Consider the following 21,806-nt stretch of genomic DNA (forward strand, 5'->3'; position numbering starts at 1 on the left):
CCGATGAGGTGCATCTGAAGAACTGCAGTGGCAGGTTTTGGGGCCGCTTCGCGCCCCAGCGGGAGCAAGCTCCCTCGCCACAAACGGTATCGGAAGACAAATGCTGCTCTTACAATGCCCGCACCTCCCACATCGGCCTTCCCATGGACATCGACCTCGCCCGCACCTTTCTGGAAATCGTCCGCCACGGCAGCCTGGCCGCGGCGGCCGAAAAGCTTCACGTCACCCAGACCGCGATCACCGCCCGCGTGCAGAAGCTCGAAAGTCAGCTGGGTAGCACGTTGTTCGTGCGTAACCGCGCCGGTGCGCGCCTGACGCCGAACGGTGAGGCCTTTGTGGTTTACGCCAATCAACTGGTGCAAACCTGGGAAGCGGCACGCCGAGACTTACCGCTGCCCGAGGGCTACCGTGACGTGCTGCACATCGGTGGCGAGGTCAGCCTGTGCAACCCGTTGATGCTCAGTTGGGCCGGTGAGCTGCGCGAGAAGATTCCCAGTCACGCTCTGCGTATGGAAATCCGCGATGGCGAAAACCTGCTGCGCCAATTGGAGCTGGGGGTGCTGGATGCGGCTCTGGTGTATCAACCCGAGTACTGGCCAGGCCTGCAAGTCGAGCAGGTGCTGGAAGAAAAACTCATCCTGGTACGTCTGTCCGGACGGCCCGATCCTTACGTGTATATCGACTGGGGCCCGGACTTCCGTCGTCAGCACGATGCCGCCCTGCCGGAAAAGGCCAAGGCGGCCTTGAGCTTCAACCTCGGACCGCTGGCCCTGCAATACATCCTGGAAAACGGCGGCAGCGGCTATTTCCGCACACGCGTGGTCCAGAGCTATCTGGAAAGCGGCGTGCTGGAGCCAGTGCCCAAAGCTCCGGAGTTCAGTTACCCGACCTACCTGGTTTACTCCCGGGACCGCGACTCGGCGACCCTGCAACGGGCGTTCGACCTGCTGCGTGAAGTCATCAAAACAGACGACGACTGGTCCCAGCGCTGGAACCCGTTGACCTGACGCCAAACAGGCGTCCTGCACCGGAGCCTGGCGCTTGTGTCCTCAAGGTTCGGCGCGCCTGTGCGGCGGGATCGGCTAATCTGCTGGTTATAACAATAATCACAGGTGAACTCAGTGAGGCAGACCACCGAAGCATTCCGCGCGCGCTACCGTGCCGACATTCATCCGCTCTACAACCCTTGGTTGCACGGCGTGTTTGTGTTGCTGTTCGGATTGCTGGCCATCGGCGCGTTCTGGAGCACCGTGTATCAGGTACAACCCCTGGAATGGCTGGCGGTGCCGCTGACCCTGTTGTTCTTCAACTTCGGCGTGTACGTCGTGCATCGGCATCTGGGGCATCACAAAAAGCGTCTTGCGCGAATGTTCTACGTCCGTCACGCTGGTGACCATCACAGCTTTTTCACCCCTGGCCACATGACTTACAACAACGCGCGAGACTGGCGGGTGATTCTGTTTCCAGCCTGGCTGATCGTGTTGCACACCCTTGTCATCACAACGCCCGCCTGGTGGCTGCTGGCTCAACTCAATGCCAGTGTCGCGGGACTGTTTGGTGGCTGCATGGTCCTCGGCTACCTGACCTATGAGGTGTTCCACGCCTGCGAACATCTACCGCCCGGCAACCCGGTGACACGCCTGCCGTGGATCCGCCAGATGCGCCGTCTGCACGAACTGCATCACCGCCGCGAACTGATGCAGGAGCGCAATTTCAATATCGTGTTTCCACTGATGGACTACCTGTTCGGCACCCTGTACTGGGAACCGGAACAAACGCCCCTGCACCTGACGAGAACGCCGATGACCCGCCTGCAGCACGTGGTCGACATTGCTGGAAATCCAGTGGCCGTGCTCGCCTACGCCAGCACGGCGACACGTTGGCCGGAGTGGCATCCGTCCTCTCTCAAGGTCGATGGCCAGAGCGGTCCGCTGTATGCCGGGGCGCGGTTCGAGGAAGACATTCGGGCCGGCGGGCGTGAGGGGCATTTGCGCTGGGAGGTCGACGAATACCTGCCCGGTCGCCGCTGGAGCGCTCGGGCCCGGGGCGATCATGGGCTGTCGTTGGTGGTGACTTACGAGTGCGAGGCCGAGGGCGAGGGCACGCGGTTTGTCCGGACCCTGGAGTATTGCTTCAGCGGTATGGCAATGCGCATCGCCAATCGACTGCTGCTCAAGCGGCGCATCGAGCGTGAATCGGCGCAATCGATGCTGGCGTTACGCGAGATGGCGCAAAAACATCTGGCCCCAACAGGAGTCAGCGCGTGAAAAGAGCCCTCAAGTTTCGACATGTGTTGTTGCTGCTGATCATTGCCATCGGTGCCTTTCTGTTGTTATTACCGACCAAAGTCCAACCGATAGCCTGGACACCGCCCCCAGCCCCCTCTCTCACTGATGGCGTCTACGCCGACAATCAGCGCCTCAAAGGCGTGGAACGTGTTGGCGCCGCTGACATCGACGGCCCGGAAGCGTTGCTGCTGGAGGAAGACGCCCTCATCACCGGCTTGCATGACGGCCGAGTGATTCGCACCAGCCTCGATGGCAAAACCACCAAAGTGCTGGCCGATACCGGTGGCAGGCCGCTGGGCCTGGCGCGGCATCCCAATGGTTTGCTGGTGATCGCCGACGGGGTCAAGGGTTTGCTGTCGCTCGACGCTCAGGGCCGGTTGATTCCATTGACGACCACGGCCAACGGCGTGCCCTTCGGTTTTACCGATGACGTGACCATCGACAAGTCCGGGCATTACGCCTATTTCAGCGATGCTTCCAGCCGTTGGGGCTATGGCACGGATGGCGAGGCGATCATTGAGCACGGTGGCGACGGCCGCTTGCTGCGTTATGACTTCCAGACCGGCAAGACCGCAGTCCTGCTGGACAAGCTGGAGTTCGCCAACGGCGTAACCCTGGGGCCTGACGACGCGTTTGTGCTGGTCAACGAAACCGGCGCCTATCGCATCAGCCGCTATTGGCTGACCGGGCCGAAAGCCGGAACCCACGATCTGTTCATCGACAATTTGCCAGGGCTGCCGGACAACCTGGCATTCAACGGCCGCGACCGTTTCTGGGTGGCGCTGTATGCGCCGCGCAATGCACTGCTCGACACCACGGCGCCCTACCCTCTGGTCCGCAAAATGATCGTGCGCGCGCTGACGATTCTGCCCAAACCGGTGGAGAAACGCGCCTTCGCCCTCGGCCTGGATCTCGACGGTAAAGTGATTGCCAATCTGCAGGACGCCAGCAGCGGCAACTACTCACCCATCACCACCGTGCGTGAGTATGGGGACTGGTTGTATCTGGGATCGCTGAAAGCGCGGCACATGGCGCGGTTGCCATTGAGCGCAGCATTGCAGCAGTCACGGTGATCAAACTGTGGGAGCCCGCTCCCACACTGGATTCAGGTTGCCCGCGCGGTTTTGGGGAATTCTGGATGGGGCATGGGGCACCTCGCATGGAGCCGCAACGTCGGGCTCTGATCGTTCGAGGTGCCGGTATTTATCCCCCGTTTCAATTTTTCAGTCACCGGTCGTCGGTGGCTTAGTCCGGAGTGTCAGGACGGCGTCTGGAGCCGTTCAACGATCTTGTTCTTGACCTGCACGCGCTTCTCCTTGAGTTTCTTCAGCGCCTCATCGCTGGGCGCATCCGATTGTGCGGACTCGGCCCTCAACACCTCCGCGTCTGCCTGGGAGTACTTATTGATCAGTGAATCCAGTAACGGATCCTTGGTGCGTTTTTGCTGGATCTCTTCCTTCGTGCAGCTCAAGTCCTGATAAAGGTCATGGGTCACCGGCATGGAACACCTCCGTTTGTTAATCGGTAGCAAACGCGATCGATTGCGTTCGCCAACTATCAGAATGGCCTCGCTTACCTTGTTCTGTCGACCGTCTATCAGACCAGCGGTGTCCATTCGTCGTCCTGTCGCAAACGCGATAAAACCTTTGCCCGAGCCCCCGTCTCCATTGAATAACGATCATCTGGATCGCCCATAAGAACCTGAGTGGAGAATGATCAATGGACGGATTCACCCTGCGTCACCTCGCCCTGGCCGTCGCCTTGAGCACCAGCATGGGCACGGCATTCGCCGCCACTTCCAACGATTTTGTCGATGACGCGGCCGCCGGCGGCATCGCGGAAGTCGAGACCAGCAAACTGGCCCTGGAAAAAAGCTCATCGGCCGACGTCAAGGCATTCGCCAACATGATGATCACCGATCATTCCAAGGCCAACGATGAACTGGCGGCATTGGCGAAAAAGCATGACATCGAGGTGCCGGACACGACGACGCTGGTCAAACAGGCCAAGGAAAAAATTCTTGATCTGCGCGATGAGTCCTTCGATACAGCCTATGCCAACAATCAGGTGAAGGCTCACGAGGCAGCCATTGAACGGTTCAAGAAAGAAGCCAACACGGTGACAGACGACAGAGTCAAAGGCGCCACCGAGCTCAAGGCCTTCGCACAAAAAATGTTGCCGGCGCTGGAAAACCACCTGGAGATGGCGAAAAAACTCCAGGCTGCTCATCCCGACAAGTAACCCCACGCCTTGATGCCAGTCAGCCAAGGTGCGGAACTCTGTGGGAGCGGGCTTGCTCGCGAAGATGGCGGCACAGTCAACATCAATGTTGCCTGACACACCGCTTTCGCGAGCAAGCCCGCTCCCACATGGATTGCGCAATCAACCACCCAGCACGCTGCGGATCATGCTCAACAGCGCTTCAGGGCCATAAGGTTTGCTCAGCAGATAAGTGTCGGGACTGAGTTGGTGATTGCGCGAAATAATGTCCCGGGTGTGGCCGGAGGTAAACAGCACCGCCACCGGAGGATTCTGCACCTTGGCCCAGACGGCCAGGTCCGAGCTTTTGATCAAGCCGGGCATGACCACGTCGGTGAAGATCAGGTCCACCGCTACCCCATCAAGCAAGATCTGCATCGCCAGGTCACCGTTGGCCGCGGTCAGAACCTGATAACCCTCCTCACACAACAAGTCCACCGCCGAGCCACGCACCGCGTCGTTGTCCTCGACCACCAGAATGGTTTCGTGCCCGCCCCGGTGCTGCGGATCATGGCGCGTTGTTTCACCGAGCAACGGGCGCAAGCTACGCGGAAAATACAGCTGCACCCGAGTGCCCTGCCCGACAACGCTGGATATCTCGATATGCCCGCCGCTCTGCTTGACGAAACCGAACACCATGCTCAAACCCAAGCCCGTGCCCTGGCCGTCGGCCTTGGTGGTGAAAAACGGTTCAAAGGCCTGTGCGAGCACTTGAGGCGGCATACCAACACCCGTGTCAGACACCGCAACGCAGACATAGTCGCCGGCGACGATGCCCTTGCCTGCACAAAACTCGCGGTCGAGGGCGATGTTCTCGGCGCTCAGGGCAATGATTCCCTCGCCGTTCATGGCGTCTCGGGCGTTGATCGCAAGGTTGAGAATGACGTTTTCCAGTTGATTGCAGTCCACGTAGAGGTGCCATGAATCGTCAGGCGCCGTCACCTTGATCTGGATAGTTTCCCCCAGCGCCCGTTGCAACAATTCCCCCAGTCCTTCGAAAATCTGCCGTGGGTCGCAGACCGCCGGCGACAAAGGCTGACGACGGGCAAAGGCAAGCAATTGCGAAGACAGTTTGGCACCGCGTTCGACCGCGGCAATCGACGCACTGACCCGGCGTTGCACGTTGGCGTTGTCCGGCTCGTGACGCGCCAGCAAGTGCAGGTTGCCGGCGATCACCTGCAACAGGTTATTGAAGTCATGGGCCACGCCACCGGTGAGACCGCCGATGGCTTCGAGTTTCTGTGACTGACGCAACTGCTCTTCGGCCGCCAGTCGCGCTTCGACTTCGTCGGCGACTCGCTGCTCCAGGTTACGGGTGAATTTGAGCAAGGATTCTTCGGCAATCTTGCGTTCGTGGATGTCGATCAACACCCCCGGAAAGCGGAACGCTTCACCTTGCTCATTGAACTCGCAACACCCGCTGGCGAGCACCCACAGGTAACTGCCATCGGGACGCAGAACCCGATATTCGGCGTTATAGGGCATGCCGGTTTCCACCGACTGACTCATCCGCTCCTGAACCCAACTACGGTCGTCGGGATGAATCTGCATTTCGGCGATGAGGGGTGGCAGGTTAGCCAGGTCCTGGTCGGGCGGGCAGGAAAACGTGCGGGCGAATCGTTCGTCGGCAGACAGCACATCAGCCTTGATGTCCCAGACGAACGAGCCGAGCAAAGCCCCGGCATTGAGAGCCAGGCGAACCCTTTCGTTGTCGGCGCGATAAGCCCTTTCGGCTTCCTGGCGGCGAGACTCGGAAATCACATGGTCAGTGGTGTCGACCACCATTGCCATGACCCCGGCAGGGCACCCGTCATCATTGGCGACAGGGCTGTAGTAAAGGTTCATCCAGACGTCTTCGGGTACGCCGTCACGCAACAGCACCAGTGCTTTGTTGTGATAGGACAAGGTGCCACCCGCGAGGCAGGTGTCCACCACATGCCGATTGAATTCGGCGACCTCTGGCCAGCCCAGTTCCACCGGAGAGCCCAACAGGTAAGGATGGCGCCCACCGGCAAATCTCGAGTAGGCGTCGTTATAGATCATGTAGCCGGGCCGGCCCCACAGCATCACCATTGGCAGCGGTGAGGCGAGCAATAACTGCACCGCGCTGCACAGGCTCCCGGGCCAGGTATCGATGCGCCCGAGCTCGGTCAGGCTCCAGTCGAACGCACGAATGCGTTCGGCCATTTCGCCGCTCCAGCCGGTACATCCGTGGCTATTGTCTAGAAACTGCATCGACTGGCCTATGTCCTGTGAATGACATTTTTTCAGGCAGTGCAACGGCATGAGGAGACGGTGCGTGCCCGTTTGTTTCGAGCACGGCCGACGCCATTGGTTTCATAGAGGTATAGCTGATTCTCGACTGCCCCCTGTGACAAGCTGTCTCGCCACCGCTACAGGGAGGAGTATCAGTCGGTGCCGTATTTCGGCGAACGCGGCCCGTACAACAAGCCCGCCGGATGCCCTGCCGACAGCAGTCGTGCACTGGTAATGCCGGCAATCGGGTGACCGGCGTCGGTCGAGCTGTTGATGATCTGTTTGACTGCTGCGGTAATCAACATGCCGACCAAACCGCCACCACCGTTGTTGCCACCCTCTTCGCTCGACGCCCTGGCGGTACCGGTCCACAAGGTGGTGCCAGTCTTGAGGTCCACCAGTTTGGCGCTGGCGGTGACCACGGTTTCACTGCTGATTACTATGTAGCGGGTGCCGTATTCACTCACGGTGATGTAGAGCGCGGCGTCGGCGCCGAAGATCTCTTGCAGTTTGTTGGCCGGTGCCTGGTGGATGTCCGCCGGGGTGGTCAGACCGTTCTGGCGAAACGTCTCATCGACCAGCGTGATCGGCAACACGTAGTAACCCGCTTCAGCCAACGGATACGTGACCTGCGACAGCATGCTGTAGGACGCCTTGACGTCCGGCGAGTTGTTCAGCGGCGGCAGCACCAGAATGGTTTTTGGACGACTTTGTTTGTAAGCCGAATAGTCCACGGTCTTGGGACTGACACAACCGCCAAGGACTGCCAGCGCCAGCAGGCCGGCCATCAGTTTCAAGGAGCGCGCAATCATTGGGTGTCTCCAGTCTTGGCGTTTTTAAGCAGAAAGTCCATGTACGGCGTCGACTCGGGAAACAAAGTCTTTTCGGTTCTGAACTGCTGCACCATCTGATCGTCCTTGCCCATGCTCAGGTACAACAGACCCAAATGAGCGTGGTAACCAGGTGGCGGTGTCTTGCCGGTGGACTTGATCTTTTGCAAGTCGCGTTCCAGGGCTTCGGCCTGAGCTTCCCTGGGCTCTTCACCTTTGAAATACTCATAAACCTGTGGCTGATAACTTTCCCACTGGTAAAGGGTTTGCGGGCTGCTGCAGCCGGCCAACAGGCCACTCAACAGCAGCATGGACGCCATTGACGCCCACGACACATAACGCTTGAACATGCTTGTACCGCTCCTTGTCATCGTCCTTGATCAGTTGCCTGGTTTCCAGGCCCCGGAATTCATACCGTCCACCAAACGATTGATCGCCTCGCGCATCGCCAGGTCGAGCACTTTGCCGTTGAGGGTCGAGTCGTAGGCAGCGGTCCCGCCAAAGCCGATGACTTCGCGATTGGACAAGGCATACTCGCCCGCACCCTGAGTCGAATAGACGACTTCCGACGTGCTGATGTTGACGATATTCAGGTTGACCTTGGCGTAGGCCACCTGGGTCTTGCCGCGGCCAAGAATGCCGAACAACTGGTGATCGCCGGTCTCTTTGCGACCGAACTCGGTGACATCGCCGGTCACCACAAAGTCAGCGCCCTTGAGGCGCTGGGACTGGCCCTTGATCGCGGCTTCCTGCTGGATCTCGCCCATGTTGTCGCGATCCAGCACGCTGAAGCGGTTGGTTTGCTGCAAGTGAGTGATCAGGATGGTCTTGGCCTGACCGCCCAGGCGATCCACACCGTCGGAGAAAATCCCGCGCATGTAGCTCGAACGGTTGTCGAACTTGCCGACCGCCATGGGCACTCGAACACCCGTATAGGCGCGGCTGGCGCTTTCGACTTTTTCTACCGGCAATGCCCGGGAGCTTTCGGTCGCACAGCCGGCCATCGCACCCAATACTGCAATCGCGGCCCCTGATACCACCATCCGAGAAATCATTCTCACTGTGCGTTCCTTCTGAAAAACGGTTGATCCCGGCACGGCAATGGCCAGTACGTTGACGGCCGGCATTATGCCAAGGTGCTATCACTGAAGACAGTTTTAAAATATTTTGACGCCAGCGCATTGAGCGACACTGTTTGCCTACGCCGGTGACGTATTCGGTCAATGTCGCAGGGTTCAGCGAAAATCCCGGCTGCGCACATGGATACCGTCGAGTAATGCACTCAGGTCGCTCAAGCGTCCGGCAATCAGGTGCCGCACCTCGCCTTCCTTTTCCCAGCGCCCATCGACCTTGAGCAATTGCGAGCCGACCAATACCTGCCGTTGCCGTTCGGCCAGGTCACGCCAGACCACCACGTTGACATTGCCGAACTCGTCTTCAAGGGTCACGAAGGTCACGCCGCTGGCGGTCCCCGGACGCTGCCGACCGGTGACCAGCCCGGCGACGCTGACCGGTCGGCCGTGCTCGACATTCATAAGTTCTTTCGAACTGCGGCAACGCCGGACTTTCAATTCACCCCGCAGCAATGCCAGCGGATGCGGCCCGAGGGTAGTGCCGACACTGTTGTAATCGGCTTGCAGGTCCTCGCCCACGGTGGGTTTGGGCAGAGACACCGCCGGCTCTTCCTGGCTCGGCAAACCGGCAAACAAGCCAAGTTGTTTCTGCACCCCTGCCACTTCCCAGCGCGCTCGATGCCGGTCACCGGCCAACCCACGCAGCGCACCGGAATCGGCCAATTGCTCCTGGGCGCGGGCATCGAGTCGTGCCCGTTCGCCAAGGTCGGCGATGTCGACAAACGCCCCTTGCGACCTTGCCATCTCGATGCGCCGGGCAGCGTCTTCGCGAAAGCCCTTGATCATCCGCAACCCCATGCGAATGGCCGGTTGCGCGCCGGCGATCGGCTCCAGGCTGCAACCCCAGTCACTGGCTCGCACGTCCACCGGGCGAATCTGCAAATGATGCCGGCGGGCGTCCTGGAGAATCTGGTCCGGGCTGTAGAACCCCATGGGCCAGCTGTTGATCAGCGCACAGGCAAAGGCCGCCGGCTCGTGGCATTTCAACCAGCAACTGGCGTAGGTCAGCAAGGCGAAACTGGCGGCGTGGGATTCGGGAAAACCGTAATCGCCGAAACCTTTGATCTGCTCGAAGATCTGCGCGGAGAACTCTGCCGTATAGCCGTTTTTCTTCATCCCTTGCGCCAGACGCTCCTTATGCGGCTCAAGCCCGCCGTGGCGTTTCCAGGCAGCCATGGAGCGGCGTAATTGATCGGCCTCGCCGGGGCTGTAGTCGGCCGCGACAATCGCAATCTGCATCACTTGCTCCTGGAACAGCGGCACGCCCAACGTACGCTCCAGCACCTCTTCGAGTTCTTTCGACGGGTAGATCACCTCCTCTTCACCCTTACGCCGCCGCAGATAGGGATGCACCATCCCGCCCTGAATCGGCCCTGGTCGAACGATCGCCACCTCGATCACCAGATCGTAGAAGTTCCTGGGCTTGAGCCTCGGCAACATCGACATCTGTGCCCGGGATTCGATCTGGAACACACCAATGGTGTCCGCATGGCCAATCATCTCGTAGGTTTGCGGGTCTTCGGCCGGCACCGTCGCCAGGCTCAGATCAAGGCCTCGATGCCGGCGCAGCAGATCGAAACAACGGCGAATCGCGCTGAGCATGCCCAGCGCCAGAATATCGACCTTGAGCAGCCCGACCGCATCCAGATCGTCCTTGTCCCACTGGATGATGGTGCGCTCGGCCATGGCGGCGTTTTCCACCGGCACCAGGCTGTCCAGGGGCTGCTCGGAAATCACGAAACCACCGGGGTGCTGGGACAGGTGCCGAGGGAAACCGATCAACTGCCCCGTCAGGCTCAGCACCCGGCGCAACACCGGGCTATCGGGATCGAAACCACCTTCACGCAGGCGCTCGACGGGTGGCGCCTGATCACTCCAGTGACCGCAACAGTCGGCCAGGGCGTTGACCTGATCCGGCGGCAAACCCAGTGCCTTGGCCACATCGCGCACTGCGCCGGCACCATGGTAAGTGCTGACCACCGCCGTCAGCGCCGCACGGGCCCGGCCATAACGCTGAAACACGTACTGCAGGACTTCTTCACGCCGCTCGTGCTCGAAATCCACGTCGATGTCCGGTGGCTCGTTGCGCTCTCTGGAGAGAAAACGCTCGAACAGCAGCGTGCTCCGATCCGGGTCGATTTCCGTGATCCCCAGCACGTAGCACACCGCCGAGTTGGCGGCAGAACCGCGCCCCTGACAAAGAATGTGCTGCTTGCGGGCGAAGTTCACAATGTCATGAACCGTCAGGAAATAACTTTCGTACCCCAGCTCGGCAATCAGCTCCAGTTCCTTGTCGATCTGCGCCAACACCTCGGCTTTAGGACTTTTTTCCCAGCGCCACCGAATACCCTTTTCAGCCAGCGCCCGCAGCCAGGACGTGGCCGTGTGACCGTCAGGCACCAGCTCCCGGGGATACTGATAGCGCAACTGACCGAGGTCGAAAGTGCAGCGCCGGGCGATGCTCAGCGTCTCGTCGAGCAGTGCCTGCGGATAGAGATCGCGCAAGGCGTCGAGACTGCGCAAATGCCGTTCGCCATTCGGGTGCAGACGCAATCCGGCCTCGGCCACCGGCAGGTGATGGCGGATCGCAGTCATGGTGTCTTGCAAGGCACGCCGACCTCGGGCGTGCATGTGCACATCGCCACTGGCCACCGCCGGGATCCGCAACTCCCGCGCCAGGGTCAGCAGCGCCGCCAGTCGCCGGGTGTCGTCCTGCCCGCGATGTAGCTGAACGCTCAGCCACAGGCGCTCGGCGAAAGTCTGTTTCAGCCAGTGGCCCTGCTCAAAGTCATCGACGGCGTCCGGCACCCACAACGCCAACAGCCCCGGCAACGGCTCACTGAAATCCGCCCGCAGCACCTGATACTGGCCTTTCTGCGTGCGGCGCCGGGCACGGGTAATCAGGCGGCACAGGGTTTGGTAACCCTCGAGGTTTTCCACCAGCAGCACCAGTTTCGGACCATCTTCGATGCGTATTTCGCTGCCGATGATCAGCGGCAGCTCCACGGCCTTGGCCGCCTGCCAGGCCCGAACGATCCCCGCCAGGGTGCATTCGTCGGTGATCGCCAGTGCTTGATAGCCCTGCTTTTTCGCCCGTTGAAAAAGCTCAAGCGCACTGGAAGCACCACGCTGGAAACTGAAGTTCGACAGGCAGTGCAGCTCGGCGTAGTCGACACTCATGCGAACCAGCCTTGCAGCCACAACGGACCGTCTTCACCCACCGCTCGATAGGCCCAGCCCTGCTGGCCGGAACGGGTTTCGATCAGGTAGTAATCGCGGCGCACGTCATCACCGTCCCACCAGCCCGACTCGATGCGCTCCGGCCCCATGAGGATGCGCGTCGAGCCTTCGTGCACCGCCTGCGGTTCAGTCAGTAGCCATCCCGGTCGTTGCACGGCAGGCAGTACCCCACAGGTCTGGTTGTCGACACTGGCCTGCCACGCGCATTCCGGCCGGTGATCGGCCTGGAATCGCAAGCCCTGCACCGCCTCATCCCCCAGCCGTGCGCGCAAGCGTTCGCGCAGTTGCTCCCAGGGCAAGGACTGCTGCGGACGATCGTCGAACAGTTCCTGGTACTGGGGCACAAAGGCCGGTAGATCTTCGGCCCGCAGGCGAAAACCACGCACCGGGGCCTCGACCTGAACCTGTTCCAGCCTTCCTCTGGCCAGTTCGAACAGTATCGCCGGATCGCGCTCGGCACTGAGCAGGCCGACCTTGATCAGCGTGTCTGGCAGCCCGGCGTGCTCAAGGTGCAGATCGAAACGCTGTACACCGCTGTCTCGGCCGCAGAGGAACGCCGACAGATCGCCGGTCAGCCTGCGTAACGGAAACAGCAACGCCTGATGGGACTGCACATCGAAGTTGAGCTCGATACGCACATCGAAACGGTCCGGCGGCAGGTAAAACGCCAGCGCCAGCCGTCGCTCGCCGAACAGGCTGTCCAGATGCTTGAGCACCTGTGCCTCGAAACGCCGTGCCAAGCTATGCCGAGGCAGCGCCTGCACCTGACTCAAGGTGCGCAATCCCATGCGCGATAACGCCGTGGCAACGCTTGGCTCCAGGGCGATCCGGTCGACGGGCAACTGCCCCAGGTGATGCTGCAAGGCTTCATTGTCCGGCACCACCAGACCGTCATAAACGTTGGCCAGCACCCGCGCCGCCACCGGGTTGGGCGCGGCGACAATCCGGTGACGAAATCCCAGCTCGCCGAGCTCCGCCCGCAACCGCGCCTCGAACTGCGGCCAAGGGCCGAACAAGCCCAGGCTGGATTCGATTTCAAACACCACGGCGCGGGGGTAATGCACGCTGACCTGGGAGCTGAACCGATAGGCCCAGGCGGCCAGGAACTGCTGCCAGTGCTCGATCTCGGCGGCGTCGTATTCGGCGGTGACGAACCCTTTGCTCAGGGCCTGGGCGGCGGTCATCGACTGGCCGGGCCGCAAGCCCAGCGCCCGCGCCGAACCGTTGACCGCTTGCAACACCCGACGCTGGGCCGGACCGGTCAGCAGCGCCAGCGGTTCATCAGGATCGGGACGCTGACGCAGTACCGCGTCCAGCGCCAATTGCGGGAAGAGAATGCAAACCCATCGCATGGCAACCTCAATGCCCCACGGCAAAGGCAATCGGCGCCGAACGAGCCAACCCGCCCCGGCACTTGAGCACCCGCAATTGCGCAGGTTTGGCATCGATGGCGATGCGCAGGGCCGCGGGCGAAGGGTTGATGGCTTCACTGAGCGAGCGATAGGCGAACGCCAGGGTCTGGCCGGTTTCCGCCGCCACCTGCAAACGTCGCAACGCCCGATCGTCGGCCTTGTGCGGCCAGCACAACACCGCCCCGCAACTGCCCGAACGCAGGCATTGTTCCGCCGCCCACAGCGCATCGCGCTCGCTGGCCTGGATGATCGACAATTGCCGCAGATCGACCCCGGCGTTCTGCCAGGCCTGGGGATACGGCACGTAAGGCGGCGCCACCAGTACGATGCGCTCCCCCGCCGCCGACAGCCGCGCCAGCGCCGGCCATACCAGTTGCAACTCACCCACACCCTGCCCGGCCAGCAGGATTTCAGTCAGCGCCGCTTCCGGCCAGCCGCCAGTGGGCAATGCCGCATCCAGCGCCACATGCCCCGTGGGTTGAGGGCTGACGGCCGGTGGCGCAGGCCGGCCCTTCCAGACCTGGCCGCCATTGAACAGCGTATCCAACGCAACGACGGCGCCCATCACCCTTGCCTCACCAGACCGCAGAACACCCCTTCGATGGCCAGGTCCTGATCGGCTCGAACAATGATCGGCTGGTAAGCCGGGTTGCGCGGTAACAGACGAACAGAATCGCCGACCCGCTCAAAACGCTTGATGGTGACTTCGCCGTCGAGCCGCGCCACGACGATCTGGCCGTTGACCGCCTCGGGGTTGCGCCGCACGCCCACCAGATCGCCGTCAAGAATGCCGTCCTCGATCATCGAATCGCCCTGGACCCGCAACATGTAATCCGGTACCCGCGAGAAGATCGACGGATCGAGCAGCAAACGGCTGTGGACCTCGGCATCGGCACCGATCGGCGCACCGGCCGCCACTCGACCGAGTACCGGAACGTCCAGCAGCTCGGGCCGCGGCGGCTGGTTCAATAAGCGGATGCCACGCGCCTGATGCGGATTGACCTCGATGAAACCCGCCTCGGTCAGCGCCAGCACATGCTTGCGCGCCACGCTGCGGGAGGCGAAGCCAAAGGCCTCGCTGATTTCAGCGAGGCTCGGGGGTTGACCGTGTTCGGCGATCCGATCGCGGATGAAGGTCAGGATGGCGGTACGGCGGGGAGTTAAAGTCGTCATGGAGTACATTTGTACTCTTTCTGGTTTTTCATGACAAGTATTTGTAGGCGCTGTCGAGTGTTCACCGGCAGCGATCACCACACCGCCTGGGCCAACAACGTCATGCTGGCACGCGCGGGCATCGACACCGCCCTGCTGCAAACCCTGCCGGCCGCCGAACTCGACACCATTGGCAAGCTCGCCGATGGCAGCCCCAACGGTTTTCTGGTGGACGCTGGCTGGGATCGGGTCGCGAAAAAATGCCGGCGCCCAGTGCGGCCGATATGCTGAAGGCCGCGCAAACCGCCGTGCGCTACAACAACAGCCTGGGCATTACAGCCTGGATGGACCCCGCCGCCAACGCCACCCCTGGCGAGCCGGTGTTCGCCCTCACACCCACGGAGAAAACCGTCGGCGTATTGCCGGTGTATAAAGCGCTGTCGCAAACCGGTGGCATGACCGCCCACGTCGCGGCCCTGTTGGTGGCCAATTCGAAAAGCGTGCCGGCCGATCTCGACACCCTGGACAAGGTCCGCCAGCAATTTCAGGGCATCCCCAACCTGACCCTGCCCGGCATCAAGATCTTCGCCGACGGCGTGATCGAGTACCCGGCCCAGAGCGCGGCAATGATCGATCCTTATACCAACTCGCAAAAACAGGGCGAGTTGCTGATCGACCCGAAGCATTTCGGCGAACTGGTCAGCGCCATCGATCAACGCGGCTGGATGGTGCACATTCACGCCATCGGCGACCGCGCGGTGCGTGAGTCCCTGAACGGCATCGCGCAGGCGCGTAAAGACCGCCAAAGCGGCGTGACCCACTCGATCACGCACCTGCAAATCGTCAACCCGAAAGAGTTTGCCCGGTTCAAACCGCTCAACGTCATCGCCTCGATGCAACTGCTCTGGGCCACTGCCGAAAACTACACGCTGGACATGATCAAGCCTTACGTCAGTGCCCTGGCGTTCCGTTATCAATACCCGGCGCACTCACTGCTCAAACAGGGCGCGACCATCGCCGGAGCCAGCGACTGGCCGGTGTCCTCGCCGAATCCGTGGAACGCCATGGCCCAAGCGCTCACCCGAAACGGTCCGCTGGGCGTATTGAACGCGGACGAACGCATCGACCGCGAAACGATGTTCTACGCCTACACCCTCAACGCCGCCCGCACCCTGGGCCTGGATAAACAGATCGGCTCATTGAGCGCCGGCAAACAAGCCGACTTCATTGTGCTGGACCGCGATGCATTCAGCGTCGATGAGAAAGCCCAGCACGACACTCAAGTGCTGCAAACCTGGTTCGCCGGTCGCGAAGTCTACGCCCCGACGCTCTAAGAAAAATCGCCTGCCCCGCTAGTCCTGTGGGAGCGGGCTGTGGCGAGGGGGCTTGCCCCCGTTCGGCTGCGAAGCAGTCGTAAATCCATTACATGCGGCTTAACTTTGAAATGCCGGGGTCGCTTCGCGACCCAACGGGGGCAAGCCCCCTCGCCGCAGGAATCACTTGTCACAAAAACGCGGTGCTACCAGCTCAGCCGCGCTTGAGGATCTGGTCCATCACCCAATCGGTTTTCAACGCCTGTTCGGCCACCGCCGGGTGCTGCGCTTTGCCACGGATGTGAGCGTTCATGCCCAGCACGTGCTGCCACTGGATGTGTTCGTGATGGTCGATGTGCAGGCTGAGGTGTTCATCGGCTTCAAGCTGCACCGGGTGTTCGTCGAACACCGAAAAGCTGATCCGGCCTTGGCTGCCGATCAGCTCGACCCGGTCTTCGCGACGGTCCGCCACGAAGTTCCAGCAACCCATGCCCAACGCCCCGGACGCAAACCGCCAACTGGCGCTGACGGCGTCTTCGGCAGCATAGAGGCCAGCCTGATGCGCGGTAAAACCAGAGACCTCGACGATGTCGCCCAGCAGGTACTGGAACAGGTCAAAGCCATGGCTGGCGAGGTCGGCGAAGTAACCACCGCCGGCAATCGCCGGGTCGGTGCGCCAGTTGTCTTTGCCGCCACGATCGCTCGGTGAAGACGCTTTGGTCAGGGTCCAGGTCAGGTGCCGGACGTCGCCGATCCGCCCTTGCGCAAGCCATTGCCGCACTTGCTGGAAGCGCGGCAATGAACGTCGGTAATAGGAAACGAACAGGTGTAATCCGGCCTCGGCAAAGACCTTTTGCATCTCACGGCTTTGCCCGGCATTCAGCGACATCGGCTTTTCGACGCAGCAATGTTTGCCGGCGGCAGCCACTTGCAGGCTGTAAGCGTGATGGCTGTCGGGGGGCGTGGCGATGTACACCGCGTCCACCTCAGGGTCATTGATCAGCGCGCCGGCGTCGGTGTAGACCCGGGCAATGCCATGGCGCGCGGCGTAATCGGTCACCGCCTCCAGACGCCGCCCCATCACCGCCACCAGCGCCGAGCCGGGCGCCTTGTAGAACGCCGGCCCACTCTTGCGCTCGGCCACACTGCCACACCCGATCATGCCCCAGCGCACCACGTTCATAGCCACTCCCCTGATGTTTAGCCGATGCGCAATGCGCGCAAGTCGAGGCGAACGTCCTTGAGCGGCGGACACCAATAGTAGCCGCCAGTGATCGGTCGGCTGATGCGATACAAACCGTCGGTGATACCGTCTTCCAGACCGCTCATGCGTCGCAGCTGCGCTTCGAAGGCATCGAGGGAAAAACCGAAGGCCAGGAACATCAAGCCGGCGTGATCACCTTCTATCCACGGCATCGAGCGACGAACCACGAAGGCTTCGGGTGTGAAGCTTTCCTGGGCCGTGCGTTTGACGTGGGCGGAGATCGGCGCGTCGTCGAGTTCTTCGTTGTCGCTCAGGCGACGGCCCATGATGTTGTCCTTCTCGTGGGGCGGCATCGCGTGAAAGCCTTTCAAGTCATGCTGCCACTGCTGGATCGCGGCGAAGCTGCCCCCGACCAGCCCCTCAGCGCCCTCACCCAGCAGCGCGGCCGCTACAGCGGCTTCATCGTGCGGGTTTTCAGTGCCGTCTTCGTAACCGGTCAGGTCATGGCCGGTCATGTGGCGGAAGGTTTCGTTCATCTGCACCAGGCGCAGGGCCGGTGCCAATGCGGCTTCGATCGCGTGGCTGCGATTGAGCAATTCGCCACGGTCAACACCGTGCAGCCAGCACCAGAGCGCGTGCTGGGTCGACGGATTGTCGACGCCAACGCCGACCAGCGCAGGAAAGGCGCGCAGCCCGTCGATCTGCGCGTGCAGCGCCTTGACCAGGGATTCACCGAAACCGACCACCGCCGATTTTCCGTCCACCAGGCGCATCAGGTTATCCAGGGCAGCCGGTAGCGCCTCGACGGATTCAAGTGCGAAGAACATATGACGAGCTTGAGGCGGAACAGGGGTGGCGAGAATGCCCGGCTGGTAGTAACTCATATGAACTCCTTTAGAAAGAGCGTGAAGTTTAACCGGGGGATGGTCAGTTGTGTGCGCTCAGGTCAAAAGATCAGAACCCGGGAGCGGGTCATGACAATGTGTTGCGATCTTGGTAAAACGATTCAGCTATGCTGATCAAGCCTTGACCTAATAACGGAACGTAGCGATAACACCTTATCCGCATCACCCAATCCAGACGGGGTAGCGACATGACCACAGCACAGATCCTTGGCAACCTGTTTCCCACCGCCGACAACGTCCCGGAAAAATACCGCCTCAACGGCCAGACCGAACAGCGCGAATACCTGGTCGACGGAGAACTGAAAACCTGGTCCGGGCCCCTCGCCCAAGTCCGCAGCCCGGTGTACCTGAGCGGCGCGAATGGCGATGAACAAGTGATCCTCGGCAGCACGCCGCTGCTCGATGCCGATACCGCATTGACGGCTCTGGACGCGGCCGTGCGCGCCTATGATCGGGGCCAGGGCCTGTGGCCGACCATGCGCGTGGCCGAGCGCATCCAGCACGTCGAAACCTTCCTGGCTCGGATGCGCGAACAGCGCGAGGCGGTGGTCAAGTTGTTGATGTGGGAGATCGGCAAGAACCTCAAGGACTCGGAGAAAGAGTTCGACCGCACCTGCGACTACATCGTCGACACCATCAACGCCCTCAAGGAACTCGACCGCCGTTCCAGCCGCTTCGAACTGGAGCAAGATACCCTCGGCCAGATCCGCCGCGTTCCGTTGGGCGTGGCGTTGTGCATGGGACCTTACAACTACCCCCTGAACGAAACCTTCACCACGCTGATTCCGGCACTGATCATGGGTAACACCGTGGTGTTCAAGCCGGCCAAGCTTGGGGTGCTGTTGATTCGTCCGCTGCTGGAAGCCTTTCGCGACAGCTTCCCGGCCGGGGTGATCAACGTCATTTACGGCAGCGGCCGCGAGACCGTCAGCGCGCTGATGGCCAGCGGCAAGATCGATATCTTTGCGTTCATCGGCACCAACAAGGCCGCCAGCGACCTGAAAAAACTCCACCCAAGGCCTCACCGCTTGCGCGCAGCCCTGGGCCTGGATGCGAAGAACCCCGGCATCGTCCTGCCGGAGGTCGACCTGGACAACGCGGTCAGCGAAGCCGTTACCGGCTCCCTGTCGTTCAACGGTCAGCGCTGCACCGCACTGAAAATCCTCTTCGTCCACGAAGACGTGGTCGAGGCGTTCATCGAAAAATTCAACGCCAAACTCGCCGCCCTTAAACCCGGCATGCCGTGGGACAGCGGCGTGGCCCTGACGCCATTGCCGGAGTCGGGCAAGGTCGATTACCTGCACACCCTGGTGGCAGACGCGGTCAGTAAAGGCGCAGCGGTGGTCAACCCCAATGGCGGTGAAGCCCGCGCATCGTTCTTCTACCCGGCCGTGTTGTACCCGGTGACACCGCAAATGCGCGTCTACCAGGAAGAACAGTTCGGCCCGGTCGTGCCGATCGTGCCTTACCGTCATCTGGACACCGTGATCGATTACGTCCTGGAATCCGACTTCGGCCAGCAACTGAGCATCTTCGGCACCAACCCGGTGGCGGTCGGCAGGCTGGTGGACACCTTCGCCAACCAGGTTGGCCGGATCAACCTCAACGCCCAGTGTCAGCGCGGCCCGGACACCTACCCGTTCAACGGTCGCAAGAACTCCGCCGAGGGAACGTTGTCGGTGCACGATGCGCTGCGGGTGTTTTCGATTCGGACCCTGGTGGCCACCAAGTACCAGGAAAGCAGCAAAGAACTCATCAGCGAAATCATCAGCGGACGAAACTCGAGCTTCCTGACCACCGACTATATTTTCTGAGGACACCCAGCCTGAGCATCATCAGAGACCTTCGACTGCCACCGTTGTTGCGCCGAATACTGCGTCCGTTGCTGGACCCGTACCGGCGCTACCGCCATGCCAAACTGATCCATGCGGTGCGGGTTTCGTTGGGATTGCTGGCGACGATCCTGCTGACCACCGGCATCCACCTGCCCCACGGTGAATGGGCGTCGGTGACCATGCTGGTGGTAATCGGTGGCTTGCAACACCACGGTAATATCGGCAAAAAAGCCGCCGAGCGAGCCATCGGCACCTTGATCGGGGCCGGTGTCGGCTTGTTGCTGGTGGCGCAACAGGCCTGGCTCGGGATGCCGTGGCTGACCTATTTCGCGATGTCAGTGGTGTGCGGATTCTTCTCGTACCACGCCATCGGCAAGGGCGGTTATACGGCGCTGCTGTCGGCGATCACCGTGTTTATCGTCGCGGGGCACGGTGACAACCCGGTCACCGATGGCCTGTGGCGCGGGGTGGATATTCTGATCGGCATCGCCTTGGCACTGGCCTTCTCCTTCGCTCTGCCGCTGTACGCGGTGTACTCCTGGCGCTACAACCTGGCCGATGCGTTGCGCGACTGCGCGGCAATCTACGGCCGCATCATCAACGGCGAGTCCGTCACCGCTGACGAACACCTGAAGCTCATGAATCGCTTGAACACGGTCATGGTGCAACTGCGCTCACTGATGCCTTCGGTGTCCAAGGAAGTGCGGGTTTCCATGACCGAACTCGATGCGATTCAGCGCAATCTGCGGATGTGCATCAGCCTCCTGGAAATCCTCGGCAATAGCCGGCCGAATGCCGATGACTCCGAGGCAATGGCCCATCTGCAATCGGCATTGAAAGCCGAGCACCGACAGATCCGGATGCAACTGATCGGTATGGCTCGGGCATTGAAATCGGGCGCTTCGCAACGGCTCAGCCGGCCTGCCGAACCGCCATTGGACTCAACGCTCGATGCGCCGGTCTACAGTCCGCTGGATGGCTACCGATTGCTGACCCGACAGTTGACCGCGAACATCGGCGAGATGCGCCAGCGCCTGGCGAACACCGCACCGCGCTGGAACATCTGAGAGGCCGTTTATTGTGTAGCCACCCGCCGAAGCTTCAGGCCCCAACCCTGTTGCATCCCGGCGGCAGCCAACAGAATCGCGGCAACACCGATCCATTGCAGCGGCTCCAGGCGATGACCGAAGGCGAACCAGTCAACGAAAATCGCTGCAATCGGGTAGATGAATGACAGCGCGCCGGTCAGCGCTGTCGGCAGTTTTTGAATCGCGCCGTAGAGCAACACATACATCAGACCGGTATGCACGATGCCCAGGGTCACCAGGCTGGCCCAGGCACTGGGCGTTTGCGGTATCGCCGAGAAATGCGCAAAGGGCGCGAGCAACAGCACACCGGTGCAGACCTGGATCAACGCGATCAGATGCGGTGGCGTGCCGGTCAGGCGTTTGATGATCAACGCGGCAATCGCGTACAGAAAGGCAGCCCCCAGCGCCAGACCAATCCCCATCAGGTAATCTTTGCCGCCCTCGCCCTGCTCACCATGTGCGCTGACAATCGCCAGCATCCCGAGAAATGAAATGCCCAGCCAGAACAGTTTCTGCAGGGTGATCTTCTCTCCCAGAAACAGCGCGGCCAAACCCACCAGCATGAATGGCTGGACGTTATAAACCGCCGTGCCAATGGCAATCGAGGCGCGGGAGTAGGACGCGAATAACAGCACCCAGTTACCGACAATCGCCACACCGCTCAGTACCGCCAGCAAGAAGGTGGTGGACGTCAAAATGCCAGGGCGGAGAAAGCCGAACGCCGCGCAGATCAGCAATAAGGTGGCGGCACCGAACACGCAGCGCCAGAACACCACGTCCAGCACCGGTTGCCCGGACACCAGCACGAACCAACCAATGGTCCCGGAAATCAGCATGGCGGCGGTCATTTCGAATGACCCGCGACGTAGTGTTCTGTCCATCATCAACCTC

18 protein-coding genes and 1 pseudogene are annotated in these 21,806 nt (G+C 61.2%); 7 read left to right on the forward strand and 12 right to left on the reverse strand.

Annotated elements, in window-relative coordinates:
- Nucleotides 1–143: 143 nt before the first annotated feature.
- From ACA044_RS17660 to ACA044_RS17670, 3 genes are all read left to right on the forward strand, one after another.
- Nucleotides 144–1,007: a LysR family transcriptional regulator gene (locus ACA044_RS17660; RefSeq protein WP_497442557.1), complete on the forward strand. Its 864-nt coding sequence runs from the start codon at nucleotides 144–146 to the stop codon at nucleotides 1,005–1,007.
- Nucleotides 1,008–1,121: 114 nt separating this feature from the next.
- Nucleotides 1,122–2,267: a sterol desaturase/SRPBCC family protein gene (locus ACA044_RS17665; RefSeq protein WP_497442558.1), complete on the forward strand. Its 1,146-nt coding sequence runs from the start codon at nucleotides 1,122–1,124 to the stop codon at nucleotides 2,265–2,267.
- A complete protein-coding gene (locus tag ACA044_RS17670; RefSeq protein ID WP_497442559.1) occupies nucleotides 2,264–3,361 on the forward strand; it encodes an SMP-30/gluconolactonase/LRE family protein in 1,098 nt (365 codons plus the stop codon). Before ACA044_RS17665 ends, ACA044_RS17670 begins: the two co-directional genes overlap by 4 nt.
- Before the next feature lie 185 nt (nucleotides 3,362–3,546).
- On the opposite strand, the gene ACA044_RS17675 is transcribed toward ACA044_RS17670, so the two are convergent.
- Nucleotides 3,547–3,789: a hypothetical protein gene (locus ACA044_RS17675; protein WP_497442560.1), complete on the reverse strand. Its 243-nt coding sequence runs from the start codon at nucleotides 3,787–3,789 to the stop codon at nucleotides 3,547–3,549.
- Nucleotides 3,790–4,007: 218 nt separating this feature from the next.
- Here ACA044_RS17675 and ACA044_RS17680 point away from each other — a divergent pair, with 218 nt between their 5' ends.
- A complete protein-coding gene (locus tag ACA044_RS17680; protein ID WP_497442561.1) occupies nucleotides 4,008–4,529 on the forward strand; it encodes a DUF4142 domain-containing protein in 522 nt (173 codons plus the stop codon).
- Between the two features lie 141 nt (nucleotides 4,530–4,670).
- On the opposite strand, the gene ACA044_RS17685 is transcribed toward ACA044_RS17680, so the two are convergent.
- The 8 genes from ACA044_RS17685 to lexA form a co-directional block, all read right to left on the reverse strand.
- Nucleotides 4,671–6,782, reverse strand: coding sequence for a hybrid sensor histidine kinase/response regulator (locus ACA044_RS17685; protein WP_497442562.1), 2,112 nt, complete (start codon nucleotides 6,780–6,782; stop codon nucleotides 4,671–4,673).
- Nucleotides 6,783–6,955: 173 nt separating this feature from the next.
- Nucleotides 6,956–7,615, reverse strand: a complete 660-nt coding sequence (locus tag ACA044_RS17690; RefSeq protein ID WP_497442563.1) for a DUF799 domain-containing protein — start codon at nucleotides 7,613–7,615, stop codon at nucleotides 6,956–6,958.
- Nucleotides 7,612–7,983, reverse strand: coding sequence for a DUF4810 domain-containing protein (locus ACA044_RS17695; RefSeq protein ID WP_497442564.1), 372 nt, complete (start codon nucleotides 7,981–7,983; stop codon nucleotides 7,612–7,614). Before ACA044_RS17695 ends, ACA044_RS17690 begins: the two co-directional genes overlap by 4 nt.
- 30 nt (nucleotides 7,984–8,013) lie before the next feature.
- On the reverse strand, nucleotides 8,014–8,688 hold the full coding sequence (locus ACA044_RS17700) for a CsgG/HfaB family protein (protein WP_497447253.1): 675 nt from the start codon (nucleotides 8,686–8,688) through the stop codon (nucleotides 8,014–8,016).
- A 180-nt stretch (nucleotides 8,689–8,868) separates the two neighbouring features.
- Nucleotides 8,869–11,967 carry an error-prone DNA polymerase gene (locus ACA044_RS17705; protein ID WP_497442565.1) on the reverse strand — a complete coding sequence of 1,033 codons (3,099 nt, stop codon included), beginning with the start codon at nucleotides 11,965–11,967 and terminating at the stop codon, nucleotides 8,869–8,871.
- On the reverse strand, nucleotides 11,943–13,358 hold the full coding sequence (locus ACA044_RS17710) for a Y-family DNA polymerase (RefSeq protein WP_497442566.1): 1,416 nt from the start codon (nucleotides 13,356–13,358) through the stop codon (nucleotides 11,943–11,945). Before ACA044_RS17710 ends, ACA044_RS17705 begins: the two co-directional genes overlap by 25 nt.
- Before the next feature lie 7 nt (nucleotides 13,359–13,365).
- Nucleotides 13,366–13,983, reverse strand: coding sequence for a translesion DNA synthesis-associated protein ImuA (imuA, locus tag ACA044_RS17715; RefSeq protein ID WP_497442567.1), 618 nt, complete (start codon nucleotides 13,981–13,983; stop codon nucleotides 13,366–13,368).
- Nucleotides 13,983–14,600: a transcriptional repressor LexA gene (gene lexA / locus ACA044_RS17720; RefSeq protein WP_305412160.1), complete on the reverse strand. Its 618-nt coding sequence runs from the start codon at nucleotides 14,598–14,600 to the stop codon at nucleotides 13,983–13,985. The genes imuA and lexA overlap by 1 nt, the downstream gene beginning before the upstream one ends.
- Before the next feature lie 48 nt (nucleotides 14,601–14,648).
- Between lexA and ACA044_RS17725 the strand changes: the two are divergent.
- Nucleotides 14,649–15,904: pseudogene (locus ACA044_RS17725) on the forward strand (amidohydrolase); the annotation flags it as partial.
- A 193-nt stretch (nucleotides 15,905–16,097) separates the two neighbouring features.
- On the opposite strand, the gene ACA044_RS17730 reads toward ACA044_RS17725, so the two are convergent.
- On the reverse strand, nucleotides 16,098–17,066 hold the full coding sequence (locus ACA044_RS17730; protein WP_497442568.1) for a Gfo/Idh/MocA family protein: 969 nt from the start codon (nucleotides 17,064–17,066) through the stop codon (nucleotides 16,098–16,100).
- Nucleotides 17,067–17,083: 17 nt separating this feature from the next.
- Nucleotides 17,084–17,971, reverse strand: a complete 888-nt coding sequence (locus tag ACA044_RS17735; RefSeq protein WP_497442569.1) for a Dyp-type peroxidase — start codon at nucleotides 17,969–17,971, stop codon at nucleotides 17,084–17,086.
- A gap of 209 nt (nucleotides 17,972–18,180) precedes the next feature.
- On the opposite strand from ACA044_RS17735, the gene ACA044_RS17740 reads away from it, so the two are divergent.
- Nucleotides 18,181–19,806, forward strand: coding sequence for an NADP-dependent glyceraldehyde-3-phosphate dehydrogenase (locus ACA044_RS17740; RefSeq protein ID WP_497442570.1), 1,626 nt, complete (start codon nucleotides 18,181–18,183; stop codon nucleotides 19,804–19,806).
- A gap of 68 nt (nucleotides 19,807–19,874) precedes the next feature.
- On the forward strand, nucleotides 19,875–20,894 hold the full coding sequence (locus ACA044_RS17745; protein WP_497447254.1) for an FUSC family protein: 1,020 nt from the start codon (nucleotides 19,875–19,877) through the stop codon (nucleotides 20,892–20,894).
- Between the two features lie 8 nt (nucleotides 20,895–20,902).
- On the opposite strand, the gene ACA044_RS17750 is transcribed toward ACA044_RS17745, so the two are convergent.
- Complete coding sequence (locus ACA044_RS17750) at nucleotides 20,903–21,796, reverse strand: DMT family transporter (protein WP_497447255.1); 894 nt, start codon at nucleotides 21,794–21,796, stop codon at nucleotides 20,903–20,905.
- Nucleotides 21,797–21,806 lie beyond the last annotated feature (10 nt).

The organism is Pseudomonas sp. LBUM1673, from assembly GCF_059695645.1.

Coding starts and splice junctions, on each gene's coding strand:
- ACA044_RS17675 (WP_497442560.1), bottom strand. CDS start 3,789: ATGCCGGTGACCCATGACCTTTATCAGGACTTGAGCTGCACGAAGGAA.
- ACA044_RS17730 (WP_497442568.1), bottom strand. CDS start 17,066: ATGAACGTGGTGCGCTGGGGCATGATCGGGTGTGGCAGTGTGGCCGAG.
- ACA044_RS17680 (WP_497442561.1), top strand. CDS start 4,008: ATGGACGGATTCACCCTGCGTCACCTCGCCCTGGCCGTCGCCTTGAGC.
- ACA044_RS17710 (WP_497442566.1), bottom strand. CDS start 13,358: ATGCGATGGGTTTGCATTCTCTTCCCGCAATTGGCGCTGGACGCGGTA.
- imuA (WP_497442567.1), bottom strand. CDS start 13,983: ATGGGCGCCGTCGTTGCGTTGGATACGCTGTTCAATGGCGGCCAGGTC.
- ACA044_RS17690 (WP_497442563.1), bottom strand. CDS start 7,615: ATGATTGCGCGCTCCTTGAAACTGATGGCCGGCCTGCTGGCGCTGGCA.
- ACA044_RS17740 (WP_497442570.1), top strand. CDS start 18,181: ATGACCACAGCACAGATCCTTGGCAACCTGTTTCCCACCGCCGACAAC.
- ACA044_RS17735 (WP_497442569.1), bottom strand. CDS start 17,971: ATGAGTTACTACCAGCCGGGCATTCTCGCCACCCCTGTTCCGCCTCAA.
- lexA (WP_305412160.1), bottom strand. CDS start 14,600: ATGTACTCCATGACGACTTTAACTCCCCGCCGTACCGCCATCCTGACC.
- ACA044_RS17660 (WP_497442557.1), top strand. CDS start 144: ATGGACATCGACCTCGCCCGCACCTTTCTGGAAATCGTCCGCCACGGC.
- ACA044_RS17700 (WP_497447253.1), bottom strand. CDS start 8,688: ATGATTTCTCGGATGGTGGTATCAGGGGCCGCGATTGCAGTATTGGGT.
- ACA044_RS17685 (WP_497442562.1), bottom strand. CDS start 6,782: ATGCAGTTTCTAGACAATAGCCACGGATGTACCGGCTGGAGCGGCGAA.
- ACA044_RS17750 (WP_497447255.1), bottom strand. CDS start 21,796: ATGGACAGAACACTACGTCGCGGGTCATTCGAAATGACCGCCGCCATG.
- ACA044_RS17695 (WP_497442564.1), bottom strand. CDS start 7,983: ATGTTCAAGCGTTATGTGTCGTGGGCGTCAATGGCGTCCATGCTGCTG.